The following is an 11,642-nucleotide window of genomic DNA, read 5'->3' on the forward strand; positions in this document are numbered from 1 at the left end:
GTTGTCCGGGAATGCGAAACGTCGATCGGCATCTTGCGCCGCAGCGTCGGCGCCAATCGCGGCGAGGTCGCGCCCGCGACCATTGACGCTTTCAACGCATGGCTGGCGCGCGAGCATGGCGCCGTTATGGCTTTCATGAAGGCACGCCCGGAACGCTACGGCGACCCGGCAGAACTGGACCGCGACCCTATGTTTGCGGCGCCCGCGCCCGTTGTCGGCGGCTTTTGGGAGAAGGGCAACGGCTGGACCCGGCGCGATCCTGGCGCGGTCGCGCTTGCGGCCTGAAGGCCGGCCCTATCAGGCGCAATCGCGCTATGGCGCGGTCGCGCAAAAGGATCTTGCACACGCTTAATCGCACCTAACGGGCAATCGCCCTAACCTGAAAAGGAGTTTTCAGAAATGACGCAAGCAACCGTTTTCATGGCTTCCGGCAAGGGTGGAAGCGGACCGACCGAAAGCACGCCGCGCGCCGCCGCGCTGGCCTATTTCGAGCGATACCGCGACCGGAAATGCCGCGTCGCGGAAGGCCGTTCGCAGGATCACGTATTCATCTCGCCCATGTCCGGCCGTGTCTGGCGCGACGTGACGCGCGCGACAGTTGGCGATCTGCCCGGCGCATAAGCCGCATCCGCCTTCGTTTTGAACCGGGCAACTCGCCCTAACCTGAAAGGAGTTTTCCAGCATGACCTACAGCATCATTCGCGGCAACGGCGGCACGTTCAAAGCCAGGCATGCCGATGGAGTGACGTTCGATCATGAGCCATCGGACGAAGCGACCAGCGGCGAACATGAAGGCTATGCCTCGATTGCCCGCGTCGACTTCGCGGAACACCTCGCGTTCTGGAATAACGGCCGCAAGGCCGGCAAGGAAGAGACGAAGCCGGGCGAGCATATCGATGTGCTTGACGTCGATTGCTACACTGCCAGCGGCGAGCTTTGGGCCAAGGCCGAATCCGACTGGCGCGCCGACGCAAAGGCGCAGCACCGTGAAAACTGGCCCGATTTGTGGCTACCCCTGCAATGGTTCATCGTGACCGGTCGCGTTGCCTTCGATGACGAAGACTCCGCGCATTCATATCACGTCGCCACGCGGGCGGAAGCCGAGGCTGAATTCCGCCGGGAAATGGAAGAGGATGCGGCAGAGGGCGCTGAAATCTATGTGATCCACGTCATCCTCTGCGGCGACGTCGAGCCGACGTTTCTCTAAACCTGCTGCCGATTCGGGCGCACGCCCTAACTGAAAAGGAGTTTACCAATGGCTGATCGACCCTCGCAAGATATCGCCGCCGCTGAAGCGGCCATTAACATCAACTTGGCCCAGATGCGCCTTGAGGATGATGGGAACCGCGAAACGCGGCTGCTTCATCTGCTGGTCTCGCTTCTGGAATGGTCGGATGCTCATGGCATCGATTTCGATGCGGCCGTTTATGAGGTTCGCCAGTATTTCGCCGAGGCAGAAAATCGCAAGGCGGTTGCCATGGGAGCCGGTGCCGACAAAGCCAAGGCGGAGGGCCGCTGACATGGCCTATACCCTCGTCATCCGCAAATCTCGAATCCCGGTCGCGACGCTCGCGGACGCCTCGCGCATCTATTCCGAGCGGCGCGACGCGTCCGGCCTTGGCGCCTCGCGCTGGCCTGAGGGCCAGGTCTTCGAGGGAGACAGGCTTATTGGCAGAGTTTCTTACAATGGCCGCATCTGGTCACCGGGCGATTGGCGCCCCGACGATGTTCCGATCTATGACAACCGGAAAGCGGTTTCCGCGTGAGCTGCTGAATTCCAATCAGAATTTCGGCGCCGGCTCTCAAATGATCGTTGACCGGCGCCGCGAACAAGCGTATGAAAGAAATGCTTTCAATCGGGCACTTGCCCTAACCCAAAGAGGAGATCACGTTGAACGCATTTTCCCACAATTCGCACTATTCGACCGCATCGGCAATCGCACTGACGGCAAACGTCGTCGCCTTCCCGCCGATCCGCCGCGCCGATCCGGCGCCCGAACCGGTCGACACTTCCATCGTCATTGACGGCGAAGTGATCGCCACCGATGACAGGGGCAATCCGCTGGACGGCGGGCCGCTGGACGCTGCCGAGAATTCCGAGGAGCCCGGCGATACCGCTCCCGAGGATTCGGCGCCCGATGCAAAGCCGGTCGAATTGCCGGCTTCCGCCATGGTCGACCGCGCGGCGCTCACCAAGGCCTTCGATATCGTCAAGCGCGTGGTCGAGCGCCGCAGCACCGTACCGATCCTGTCCAATGCCATGCTCGCCGCCAATGGCGAGTCCATCGCGATCACCGCAACCGATCTTGACAAGGAAATCCGCGTCACCGTGCCGGCGGCAATCGACGCGCATTTCGCAACCACGGTTCCGGCGCACATGCTGGAAACGTTTCTCAAGAAAGCGGCCAAGGGCGATTTCGTGGCGCTCAACACACACCCGAGTATCGACGCCGCCACGGTCGAGTTTGAGCGCGTGAAGTACCGGCTCAACACGCTGCCGGTCGCTGACTTCCCGATGCTCACCGCCGGCGAATTCCCGCACCGCTTCACCATGAGCGGAAAGGAATTCTGGAGCATGGTCGACGGCACGCGCTGCGCGGTCTCGACGGAAGAAACGCGCTATTACCTCAACGGCATTTTCATGCACGTTCTGGAACTCGGCAATCGCAACGTGCTTCGCCTGGTCGCGACGGACGGTCACCGGCTCTACATGCAGGAAACGACCGCACCCGATGGCGCCGGGCCGGACATGGGCGGCAGGGGTGGCGGCGATTTCATGCCTGGCGCGATCATCCCGCGCGGCACAATCGAGCTGGTCTATGCGCTAACCAAGGGCAAGGCATGCCCGGACTCGATCGATGTCGCGGTGAGCGATCGCTATGTCGAATTCGCGTTCGACAACGTGAAAATCGTTTCCAAACTGATCGACGGCACGTTCCCCGACTATCAGCGCGTCATCCCGACCGGCAACGACAAAGTCGCCACATTCGACGCGGCCGAAATGCTGGAGGCGGTCGAATCGGTCTCGCTCATCTCCCATGAACGCGGCCGCGCGGCCAAGTTCACATTGGAGGATGGCCAGTGCGTTCTGTCGGTAAACAATCCCGACTCTGGCAGCGCGACCGCAACGATTGCCTGCCGGTTCAAGGGCCAGGGCGATGAACCGGTTTCGGTCGAAATCGGCTTCAACACCGGCTATCTGAAATCGCTTCTGGGTGATGCGGCGCCGGACGGCGGCGAGATCATCGGCGAATTCTCTGATGCCGGCTCGCCGACCGTCTTCCGCGGCACGCGGGAAGGCTGGACCGGCGTTCTCATGCCGATGCGCGTGTAAACGCGCGTTTTCCCGACTCCCGGTCGATCCACCGATCGGGAGTCGACCGACAGGTTTCGAGGGTCGGGCTTACCCATTGTTGTAGTTCTAGCGGCCGCGAATGCCGTTGAGACGTAGCGATTGGGGACAAAGCTCACCATGGAAGGGCCGCCCGCCCCTCGTAACTTGTCCGGCCCCGTGGCCTAACCGGAAAGGAGTTTCGGAGACATGCGCAGCAATCCACGCATCAACGATTTTCTCGGCAAGCTGAACGCTGCCGGCGTCCACTATCGCATCAACTGGTCGACCCGCCGTGACGGCAAGCCGGCAATCCAGAACCGGCCGGCCGATCTGCACCACGTCTCGTTCATCGGTAGCGGCTCCTCGCCTTCCGTGGCCACGGCGGTCATGATCGACTATGGCGACCGCGACGGCTTCGGGCTCTATCTCGACAGCGGCTCGAATTCGATCGATGCCGACGTGGCCAGGATCGCAAAGCCGCGCGACGAGGCACCGGTCGCACCGCCAGCGGCACATATGAGCGGAATCTGTGATGACATGGATCCCAGCCAACTCCTCCGAATGCTTCTGATTTCCGTGATCAAATGGTGCGACCATCACGCGGTCGACCTCGATGCCGGCCTGTCCGACGTTCGTGCTGAATTTGCTGCGGCGGCAGTGAAGGAGGCGCGCGCCAATGGCTAAGCTCACCTTCCATATGGGCATCACGCTCCGTTGCTATGGTAATGTCGAGGTCGAGGCGGACAGCATCGAAGCGGCGTTTCCCATGCTCACGGCCGACTTTGTCGGCGAGCATATCGACATCACGGAAACGACAACCGACAGCGGCCAGGATTTGGCGATTATTGACGTATCGGACGCCGACACCGGCGAGGAATTGGCGTCATACGACGGGTATTTTTTGCCGAGCCCCTACGATCAGAAACCGGATGCCGAATTGTTGGCAGCGCTGACTGATGCTCGGACTTTTCTCTGCGATAGCTATCCCCTGCGGCTAGGCGACGGCCTTCGTTATGTGGCCCTCCGCAAGCAGATGGACGCCGCCATCGCCAGAGCGGAAGGCACGCCCGACCCCGACGCCGCGCTGATCGCTGCTATCAACGCCGCCAAACCGGGAAAGGTCTGGTGCTTCATCGCCGGCATGCACCCGCATCCGCGCATGAACGATTTTCTTCTTGGTGTGGCCGTCCTTGGCGAAGCCGGATGGGAACCGGTCCAGCCGCTCCAGACTGGCGCGACCTATAACGCAGTCGCGGAGCGCTCCGAAACTCTCAATAAGCGGCTGCCATGGTCTGCCGAGACCTGCATCGCGATTGTCGCCGACACCATGCGTCGCTCCGAACAGAAGCGCCAGGCGCAATCCATGGCCGAAGCCGAGCGGGAACGAATCGCTCAAGCGCTGGATGATGAAGCCGACACCACGCCTTGCATGGAAGACGCCAAAGTTGTTCGCGACTGCGCCCGACTGGTGCGAGCCGATTTTTCCTACGAGGAAGCCGAAAGGCTTGCGGAGGCGGAGGGCCGCACCAAATGGCTGACCTGAAAACCTATTCACTGTTGATCGCATGGTGCGATGGGGACGACGAACAAGGCACATTCGGCTCGACCGTGCGCGCTGGCAGTTTCGAGGAGGCAGAACGCAAGGTCCGGGAAGAAATGCGCGAGTCCTACATCGCCGAGATGGGCGGCGACGAGGAAGCCGAAGACATGGCCAATGATCGCGAGGATGATGGCCAGTTCGGCGGCTCAGTTCTCGAATGCTCCGAGGGCGCGCTGTGGAAAGCCGCTGACCTGGAAAACTGCCTGCGAGGGTTGCTCGCCCAGGTCGATGAATTCGCGGATCGCTGCGGCTGGTCCGACCATGGCGAGCGGGATGCCGCACGGAAGCTCATCGCCGAGATCGACGCTCTTTTGAACCGAACACATACCGGCGCAACACTCGTGGGCACGCGGGCCTGTCGCTGAACACCTCACCATCCGTGCTGCCCGCTCATGGGCGGAGGAGTACGGCACGACTGCCGATCGCTGCATAATACGGCGGCGCCGCTCCGGCCGCATCGTCGGCATTCATGCACGTGATACCAGCGGGAACGGAACCCGTTGGTATCGAGCTGGAGCCTAAATGCGAAAGCGGCCCCACCCGAAGATGAGGCCGCCTATCCAACACCGCCAAAGCGGCGACAATTCCAAAGCTGAAGCAAATCACTTCAACGGTCTTGTTTCGATCCACAACGGCGGATGACCGCCGCGACGACTCGAAAGCTAATTGAATTCGGCTCTTGCCGCAACCTGAAAAGGAGTTCTTACACATGGGAAAAGGAATTGGCGGACATCATTCGGCATCGAGCGGGACCGACGTCTGGCTCACGCCGCCGGATGTGCTAGCGGCAATGGGCGGCTCGGCATCGTTCGATTTGGACCCGTGCGCGCCGGTGAACCGGCCGTGGGACATGGCGCGTCAGCACTACACAGTCGAGGATGACGGGCTCATGAAGCCGTGGTTCGGCCGCGTCTGGCTCAACCCGCCATATCAGACGGACCTGATCGGCAAATTCATGGGCCGCATGGTGGAGCATGGCCGCGGAATCGCCCTGATCTTTGCCCGCACTGAAACAGCCATCTTCCACAAAACGGTTTGGAAGGCCGCTGACGCACTGCTGTTTCTGGAGGGCCGGCTGCACTTCCATGTGAATGAGGATACCGAATTCAAGCGCGGCAAGGATCAGCCGGCGATTATGGTGTCGCGCGGTGAGCGGGCACCGGCCAATGCTGGCGCGCCTTCCGTATTCTGCGCCTATGGGCCCGATGATGCCGACGTGCTGGCGTCCTGCGGCCTGCCTGGCGCATTCGTGCCGCTCCGGCTGCGCTCGCTGATCTTCGGCTTCGCCAACGTCGGCTCGTGGGTCGACGAACTGCTCAAGGTCATGACGCGGTTCGACGAGGCGGTTCACTTGGAAACGCTTTACCGGGCGTTCGCCGACAGCCCGAAGGCGCAGCGCAACACCGACTACCGCGCCAAAATCCGGCAGACGTTGCAGCGCGGCCCGTTCGAGCCGGTTGGCAATGGCGTCTGGAAGGTCGCCGAAGGGAGGCTGCTTTGAAGTCCAAGGTCCACGAAGTCACGATCAAGGTTCGTTTCGACACTCCGGTCACCGCGAAGCAGGCGCGCTACGCAGTCTGGAATCAGTTTCAGGGCATGACGCTTTACGGCAACGGCCGCGACAACGAACACTCGAACATGGAGCCTTATGACAAGGCCAAGATCACCGTCGGCCGCTAGGAGGACACCGCCGGGATAATACCGCACAATCCCCCACCGCCCCCATGGGCTAACCTGAAAAGGAGTTCTCGCATGAAGACCTATACCGTCTGTGCAGCCTTCTATGACCAGGACAACCGCGCCACCGTCACGGTGAAGGCAAAAGACTTCGCCGATGCCTGCGAGAAAGTCATCAAGATGATCGACCGGGGCGAGGTCTCCACGCATCTCCAATCGTTCGATCCGGTTCCGACCTTCGTCTACGGCGTGGTCGAGGGACGCGGCGATCCGTTCACCGGTGCAGCCAATGTCCCGGCGCACCTGACCCAGGAAACGGTGATGGGCGGTGAGCGCAGCAAGCCGCGGCCGCGGCCGGCGCCGAGAAAGGACTTCGTTCGCGGCAACTTCTCGTTCCGTCGATCAGTCTTCCAGCCGAGCGGCCGGCCGCACTGGACGATCCATCCGAAGGGCGAGCGCTCAGCAATTCGCGGCGGCATAACCGAGGCGAGCGACGGCGAGACCTACATTGTTTCGATCACCACCGATGGCGGCGTTGACGATGCGCGGCCGTCATTCGAGGCAGCCGTCGCGCTGGCGCTCGATCTGATTACGCACCGTTAGAACGGAGGGAAGGACCATGAACCAAACCGAACAAGCCGCCCTGGAACGACTGCTGAAAATCGCCGCCAGCGACACCGAACAGAGCCGGCGAGTAGCTGACTTCCTGCTCGCCTGGTGGAATGCTGGCAGTTGCGGCGGCTTCGACCTTACCAGTCTTTGGGCGCTCGACCGTGCCATCGCCGACGACATGGCAATCGTCTTTCCGATGATCGCCCGCGTCAACAGCTATCCCGACAGCCTTGGCTACAAGACACAGTTCGAAGCCATCGTCCGGTCATGGCGGCCTGAACTCTTCGAATAAATCAAAACTCGAGCCGCACCCAGCCGCCCGCTTGGGCTAACCACAAAGGAGTTTCCCCACATGACAAGCATCATCTCCTTGAAAGAGACAAACCGAGGATTTGCGGTCGGCAAATTTATCGACCGGTACGGAGCACCATGCTCGATCCAGAAAAGCAGCATAGCCACGGAGGACTGCATCTGGCTCGGCATCGACAACAACCGCATGCACCTGACACAGGACATGGCGGCAGCGCTGGTTCCACTCCTGCAGACGTTCGTCGCCACCGGCGAGCTCGGCCAAGAGCGCCAACCGGACGACGGACTCTTCAACGGCGCATATCGGGACACAGACCCCGCCATCCTCGATGCGCTCAAGGCCGGCCGCGACCTCATCGAGGAAGCGATGCACACGCACATCTATGACGAGAGCAACGGCGAGATACCGCCGGCGGATTGCCCTTATGCGGCACACGTCCGGCTGGTAGACGAACTGCTCACCGGAGCGAAGTGATGAAGGCAAACATCATCGCTATCGCCCGCCGACTGACCTTCGAGGAAGTCGCCGAAATCCTCACCTATGCGGAAGAACCCGAACTGCTCATCGAAGCCGGCGAGCAGCCGCCAGTCTTCGCTCCCGATCTGGTCGCGGCGGCACACCTCGCCTCATCCTGGTTGGAAACCCTGCTGCGCCTGCCCGTTGTCGGGCGCCTCGCCAACTGAGAAAGGACACGGCTTTGGCCACGAAGCTCCCCCTTCTCTGCCGCTACTGCGGCAAGGCGCTGCCCAAGAAAACGCATCTGGTCGCCTTCAGGTGCCCAGAAGGCGAACGGCAGGAAACATGGATGACCAAGCGTCCCGAGTGTCCACGCTCGAAGGCGGAGGCGAGCGGTACGTCAATGGCCAGATCGTCGCTGTCAAGTGGGTGTGCGGCGACTACGCGACAAAGAAGGCCGGGCACGACTTCATCACCCAGGTCTCGACCTGGGACGGCGAACGCTACAGAGACCCGTATTTTTGCAACGGCGAACACGCGAAGCGCTTCGCCTATGCCGCTGCCAATTCTGGACATGCAATGCCCGCCTACTTCGAAGCGCTGCGCGATCAGAAGGCGCGCGCGGCAAAATAGGACCCCTTTCCAAAATCCCGGCCTCTCGGCCTCACCACACAAGGAGTTTTCACATGAATGCTGTCGTGCCGCGCAACACGGTCGAGCAGATCGTCAAATTCCGAAACCAGGCGCTCGACCTTTTCACGATCGCGCACGCCAAAATCGAGGATGCCTTTCAAGCCGAGGTCGCGGCCATTGACATGGCCAAGCGCGCCTTCCCCGGCACCAACGCCTACAACGCCGCCCACGAGCAGGCCACCAAGATTGCGATGCACCCGATCAGCACGCTCCCCTTCGACGACTACATGCGCGAGAAGCGCAGGGTCATCGATCTCAATGTTTGGGCCTGGATCATCCAGCGCACCGACCTCGAGCACCTGATGGACAAGGAGGCGAAGGACCAGCTCCGTAAGCAGATGAGTCACATCATCGAGGAGCCGACCGGCCCGAACCAGATGATCACGGAGGAAGAGGCAGCCAAAGGCATGCCGCCGGTGACGGTCGAGAACATCGTCGCCACGCTCGAAAGCTTCATGCTCAACGCCGAAACAATTTTCCGCCGCGGCATGGCCAATGCCTTCGCCAAGCTGGACCGCCGCTTTCGCTCGCATGATGGGTTCAAGGTCGGCTCGCGCATCATCCTGACCAGGTGTTTCAACGAGTATGGCAGCTGGAACTGGAACCGCGATGAACGGTCGACCCTCATTGATATCGAGCGAGCCTTCACCATCCTGGACGGCAAGCTGGATGAGGTCCGCCAGCAGGACGCCGAGACCGAGGCAGCCAGGCGCGATCGGCGCCCGATCGAGCACTTCACCAAGACGATCGGCGCCATTGACCTATCCCGTCATGGCACTCACGGCGCCCGCCAATCCGAGGTCGAGACGGACTATTTCAAGGTCCGGATCTTCAAGAATGGCAACGCCCACCTCTGGATGACCCGCAAGGATCTTGTCACGAAGGTGAACAAGCTGCTCGCCGAATACTATGGGGAAGTCCTGGGTGACGGCCAGCAGGAGGAAGATGACCCGTTCGACAACGTAAAGGCCACGCCGGCCCGCTACTACGGCTTCTACCCCACGCCCATAGAGGCCGGGGAACGGGTTCTGCGTGACGTAAACCTCCGAGCGAGCAAGGATTCGCCTCGGCTGCGCATTCTCGAACCATCGGCCGGCACCGGCAACCTCGCCCGGCTGTGCTTCTCAAAACCCGAAGAAGGCATGCGGGGCGATTGGGAGCAGGAGCGCTACCGTTTCGACAACATCGTCGACTGCGTCGAGATCCAGCCTCACTTGGCTCAAGAGCTGAAAACGGCCGGCATCTTCGGTCGGGTGGTCTGTGCCGATTTTCTGCAGATCGATCCCGAATCCACCGGCCTTTATGACCTGGTCGTGATGAATCCGCCCTTCGATCGAGAGAGGGACATTGATCACGTCATTCATGCCCTCAAGTTCCTGAAGCCGGATGGCCGGCTGGTCGCGATCATGTCGGCCGGCACCGAGTTTCGCGAGACGAGGAAGTCGGTCGCTTTCCGCAAGCTGATGGAAGACATGGGCGCCAGTTGGAGCGACCTGCCTCCCAATTCCTTTTCGGACGTCGGCACGAACGTGAACACCGGCTTTATCTCGGTCCGAAAGAACGGCTGCAAGAAGGACCGCTACGAATGGCCGACCTGGCCGCAGGTTGGGTGACCTGCCCTCTTTCGCCGAATCTGGCACCAATATAAACACGATCGTGTGCACCATCGGCCGCCGGCGCTGATGATCCAATTACCCGGCCACATGGCCTAACCCAAGGAGGCGGACAATGCATGGAGCATTGGGAAGCATGACTGCCAAGTTTGTCTTTCGCCGCATGAGCGCCGACGAGTTCAAGCAGGCGCTCGACCGCGCGAAGATGAGCATCAACGATTTCATGTTCGTCACCGGCCGGCATTCGCATGGTGTGTCGAAATACCTCGATCCGAATGACGCGACCTCGCCGACGCTATCGGAGATCGTGTTGCTTGAGCTCGCCGCAGAGAAGGACGAATACCGTCGGCGCATGATCGAGATCGCCGACAGCCGCATGGTGGAAATGGGCCATAGGAAGGACCGGCGATGAGCGTCGAATTCATCCTTCTGGCAGCGGCCATCATTACCGGCGGGCTGGTGCTGCTCGGACTGCTTCCGGAGTCGCAGGACGAGGCGGTCCAGGCATTCCGCAACCAGTGCCGTTCCGACGGCATGGATTTCGCAGAAACGGAGGCTGCGCTCGCGATCCGCGTGGCCTTCGTTCAGCTTCGCCGCCGCAGCTCGGATCTCGGCGTTGCAAAGGACGGCGACATTTCCAGGTCCGACATCAATCAGATCGCCGGCGCGCTGGCGATCGGCCTGGCCGCGGCGCACGGCAAAGACGCAGCGAAGAGCTTCATCGGCTGGGTGGATATGTGCCCAGACGAGGAAATTCTTTACGATGACGCGCGCGCCGCCGTGCAGAAATTCCTTTCAGGGATTCGCCAGCCGATCCAGTTCGATCCGCAACTGCAGGCGGATATTCGGGCGGCGGTGACGATCATCCGCTAAACCGGGGGCTCCCACGGCACGATCGGCGTATCGTAGGCCAGCGTGAGCGGGTGCAGCGGATGCCCGTCAATCCCGGTGCCGAAGCAATGCAGGCGGCACCCTACCCTGTCGGCAATGTCGACCACCGTCCGCCAGCGATTACGAAGATGTTTCGGTAGCTTGCTCAGCCGCCCCCAGGCGACGATGTGAAAATCGGCATCGCGCATGATCTGCTCAAGATGCCGGTCATTGTCCGGGCCGACCGCATCCTCGACGTGCCGGAGCTCGATGATGTCGGTCGCGCAATAGGCGAACTTGTTCCCGATGATCACCTTGGAGAAGCTGTGCCGGTCCGAAAAGCCGTGCCATTTCCTGATCGTGTGATCGTCGATCTCCGCGCTTGCCTTACTCGGATTGACCATGATGGCGGCGACCACTTTCCCGGGCCGGCAGAAGTCGCGCTCGAGCCGCATTCGATAGACACCGTCCTCGGAG

20 protein-coding genes are annotated in these 11,642 nt (G+C 61.3%); 19 read left to right on the forward strand and 1 reads right to left on the reverse strand.

Annotated features, from left to right (window positions below; all coding sequences use genetic code 11):
- The first annotated feature begins 33 nt into the window (after positions 1–33).
- The 19 genes from JN280_RS25595 to JN280_RS25685 all read left to right on the forward strand — a co-directional run bounded on the left by JN280_RS25595 (position 34) and on the right by JN280_RS25685 (position 11,168).
- Entirely contained in the window at positions 34–285 is a 252-nt protein-coding gene (locus JN280_RS25595; protein WP_202306505.1) for a hypothetical protein, read from the forward strand.
- A gap of 114 nt (positions 286–399) precedes the next feature.
- Positions 400–621 carry a hypothetical protein gene (locus tag JN280_RS25600; protein ID WP_202306507.1) on the forward strand — a complete coding sequence of 74 codons (222 nt, stop codon included), beginning with the start codon at positions 400–402 and terminating at the stop codon, positions 619–621.
- Between the two features lie 61 nt (positions 622–682).
- Complete coding sequence (locus tag JN280_RS25605; RefSeq protein ID WP_202306509.1) at positions 683–1,207, forward strand: hypothetical protein; 525 nt, start codon at positions 683–685, stop codon at positions 1,205–1,207.
- A 48-nt stretch (positions 1,208–1,255) separates the two neighbouring features.
- Complete coding sequence (locus tag JN280_RS25610) at positions 1,256–1,519, forward strand: hypothetical protein (protein WP_202306511.1); 264 nt, start codon at positions 1,256–1,258, stop codon at positions 1,517–1,519.
- 1 nt (position 1,520) lies between these two features.
- On the forward strand, positions 1,521–1,766 hold the full coding sequence (locus JN280_RS25615; RefSeq protein ID WP_202306512.1) for a hypothetical protein: 246 nt from the start codon (positions 1,521–1,523) through the stop codon (positions 1,764–1,766).
- A gap of 125 nt (positions 1,767–1,891) precedes the next feature.
- Positions 1,892–3,334 carry a DNA polymerase III subunit beta gene (gene dnaN, locus JN280_RS25620; protein ID WP_202306513.1) on the forward strand — a complete coding sequence of 481 codons (1,443 nt, stop codon included), beginning with the start codon at positions 1,892–1,894 and terminating at the stop codon, positions 3,332–3,334.
- A gap of 207 nt (positions 3,335–3,541) precedes the next feature.
- Positions 3,542–4,018, forward strand: coding sequence for a hypothetical protein (locus tag JN280_RS25625; protein ID WP_202306514.1), 477 nt, complete (start codon positions 3,542–3,544; stop codon positions 4,016–4,018).
- Positions 4,011–4,877 carry a hypothetical protein gene (locus JN280_RS25630; RefSeq protein ID WP_202306515.1) on the forward strand — a complete coding sequence of 289 codons (867 nt, stop codon included), beginning with the start codon at positions 4,011–4,013 and terminating at the stop codon, positions 4,875–4,877. Before JN280_RS25625 ends, JN280_RS25630 begins: the two co-directional genes overlap by 8 nt.
- A complete protein-coding gene (locus tag JN280_RS25635) occupies positions 4,865–5,299 on the forward strand; it encodes a hypothetical protein (protein ID WP_202306516.1) in 435 nt (144 codons plus the stop codon). The genes JN280_RS25630 and JN280_RS25635 overlap by 13 nt, the downstream gene beginning before the upstream one ends.
- Positions 5,300–5,613: 314 nt before the next feature.
- The gene (locus JN280_RS25640) at positions 5,614–6,435 is read left to right on the forward strand and encodes a phage N-6-adenine-methyltransferase (RefSeq protein ID WP_244742051.1); all 822 of its coding nucleotides are present in this window, start codon (positions 5,614–5,616) and stop codon (positions 6,433–6,435) included.
- Positions 6,432–6,614 carry a hypothetical protein gene (locus JN280_RS25645; protein ID WP_202306517.1) on the forward strand — a complete coding sequence of 61 codons (183 nt, stop codon included), beginning with the start codon at positions 6,432–6,434 and terminating at the stop codon, positions 6,612–6,614. The genes JN280_RS25640 and JN280_RS25645 overlap by 4 nt, the downstream gene beginning before the upstream one ends.
- Positions 6,615–6,686: 72 nt before the next feature.
- On the forward strand, positions 6,687–7,214 hold the full coding sequence (locus JN280_RS25650) for a hypothetical protein (RefSeq protein ID WP_202306518.1): 528 nt from the start codon (positions 6,687–6,689) through the stop codon (positions 7,212–7,214).
- A 16-nt stretch (positions 7,215–7,230) separates the two neighbouring features.
- Positions 7,231–7,515 (forward strand): DUF7673 family protein, encoded by a 285-nt coding sequence (locus tag JN280_RS25655; RefSeq protein ID WP_202306520.1) that lies wholly within the window; start codon positions 7,231–7,233, stop codon positions 7,513–7,515.
- 60 nt (positions 7,516–7,575) lie between these two features.
- The gene (locus tag JN280_RS25660) at positions 7,576–8,007 is read left to right on the forward strand and encodes a hypothetical protein (protein WP_202306522.1); all 432 of its coding nucleotides are present in this window, start codon (positions 7,576–7,578) and stop codon (positions 8,005–8,007) included.
- Positions 8,007–8,216: a hypothetical protein gene (locus JN280_RS25665; RefSeq protein WP_202306524.1), complete on the forward strand. Its 210-nt coding sequence runs from the start codon at positions 8,007–8,009 to the stop codon at positions 8,214–8,216. The genes JN280_RS25660 and JN280_RS25665 overlap by 1 nt, the downstream gene beginning before the upstream one ends.
- Before the next feature lie 139 nt (positions 8,217–8,355).
- Complete coding sequence (locus JN280_RS25670) at positions 8,356–8,622, forward strand: hypothetical protein (RefSeq protein ID WP_202306526.1); 267 nt, start codon at positions 8,356–8,358, stop codon at positions 8,620–8,622.
- Between the two features lie 53 nt (positions 8,623–8,675).
- Positions 8,676–10,295 (forward strand): DUF4942 domain-containing protein, encoded by a 1,620-nt coding sequence (locus JN280_RS25675; protein WP_202306528.1) that lies wholly within the window; start codon positions 8,676–8,678, stop codon positions 10,293–10,295.
- A 136-nt stretch (positions 10,296–10,431) separates the two neighbouring features.
- On the forward strand, positions 10,432–10,707 hold the full coding sequence (locus tag JN280_RS25680; protein ID WP_202306530.1) for a hypothetical protein: 276 nt from the start codon (positions 10,432–10,434) through the stop codon (positions 10,705–10,707).
- The gene (locus JN280_RS25685) at positions 10,704–11,168 is read left to right on the forward strand and encodes a hypothetical protein (RefSeq protein ID WP_202306532.1); all 465 of its coding nucleotides are present in this window, start codon (positions 10,704–10,706) and stop codon (positions 11,166–11,168) included. Before JN280_RS25680 ends, JN280_RS25685 begins: the two co-directional genes overlap by 4 nt.
- On the opposite strand, the gene JN280_RS25690 is transcribed toward JN280_RS25685, so the two are convergent.
- Positions 11,165–11,620 carry a DUF1643 domain-containing protein gene (locus JN280_RS25690; RefSeq protein ID WP_244742055.1) on the reverse strand — a complete coding sequence of 152 codons (456 nt, stop codon included), beginning with the start codon at positions 11,618–11,620 and terminating at the stop codon, positions 11,165–11,167. The genes JN280_RS25685 and JN280_RS25690 overlap by 4 nt on opposite strands.
- Between the last annotated feature and the right edge of the window lie 22 nt (positions 11,621–11,642).

The organism is Mesorhizobium sp. L-8-10 (assembly GCF_016756635.1).
In the GTDB taxonomy this organism is placed as follows: Bacteria; Pseudomonadota; Alphaproteobacteria; order Rhizobiales; family Rhizobiaceae.

What these genes read in the sequence shown, in the direction of transcription:
- JN280_RS25600 (WP_202306507.1), top strand. Translation starts at nt 400, where the DNA reads ATGACGCAAGCAACCGTTTTCATGGCTTCCGGCAAGGGTGGAAGCGGA.
- JN280_RS25605 (WP_202306509.1), top strand. Translation starts at nt 683, where the DNA reads ATGACCTACAGCATCATTCGCGGCAACGGCGGCACGTTCAAAGCCAGG.
- JN280_RS25610 (WP_202306511.1), top strand. Translation starts at nt 1,256, where the DNA reads ATGGCTGATCGACCCTCGCAAGATATCGCCGCCGCTGAAGCGGCCATT.
- JN280_RS25615 (WP_202306512.1), top strand. Translation starts at nt 1,521, where the DNA reads ATGGCCTATACCCTCGTCATCCGCAAATCTCGAATCCCGGTCGCGACG.
- JN280_RS25625 (WP_202306514.1), top strand. Translation starts at nt 3,542, where the DNA reads ATGCGCAGCAATCCACGCATCAACGATTTTCTCGGCAAGCTGAACGCT.
- JN280_RS25630 (WP_202306515.1), top strand. Translation starts at nt 4,011, where the DNA reads ATGGCTAAGCTCACCTTCCATATGGGCATCACGCTCCGTTGCTATGGT.
- JN280_RS25635 (WP_202306516.1), top strand. Translation starts at nt 4,865, where the DNA reads ATGGCTGACCTGAAAACCTATTCACTGTTGATCGCATGGTGCGATGGG.
- JN280_RS25650 (WP_202306518.1), top strand. Translation starts at nt 6,687, where the DNA reads ATGAAGACCTATACCGTCTGTGCAGCCTTCTATGACCAGGACAACCGC.
- JN280_RS25655 (WP_202306520.1), top strand. Translation starts at nt 7,231, where the DNA reads ATGAACCAAACCGAACAAGCCGCCCTGGAACGACTGCTGAAAATCGCC.
- JN280_RS25660 (WP_202306522.1), top strand. Translation starts at nt 7,576, where the DNA reads ATGACAAGCATCATCTCCTTGAAAGAGACAAACCGAGGATTTGCGGTC.
- JN280_RS25665 (WP_202306524.1), top strand. Translation starts at nt 8,007, where the DNA reads ATGAAGGCAAACATCATCGCTATCGCCCGCCGACTGACCTTCGAGGAA.
- JN280_RS25675 (WP_202306528.1), top strand. Translation starts at nt 8,676, where the DNA reads ATGAATGCTGTCGTGCCGCGCAACACGGTCGAGCAGATCGTCAAATTC.
- JN280_RS25680 (WP_202306530.1), top strand. Translation starts at nt 10,432, where the DNA reads ATGACTGCCAAGTTTGTCTTTCGCCGCATGAGCGCCGACGAGTTCAAG.
- JN280_RS25685 (WP_202306532.1), top strand. Translation starts at nt 10,704, where the DNA reads ATGAGCGTCGAATTCATCCTTCTGGCAGCGGCCATCATTACCGGCGGG.
- JN280_RS25690 (WP_244742055.1), bottom strand. Translation starts at nt 11,620, where the DNA reads ATGCGGCTCGAGCGCGACTTCTGCCGGCCCGGGAAAGTGGTCGCCGCC.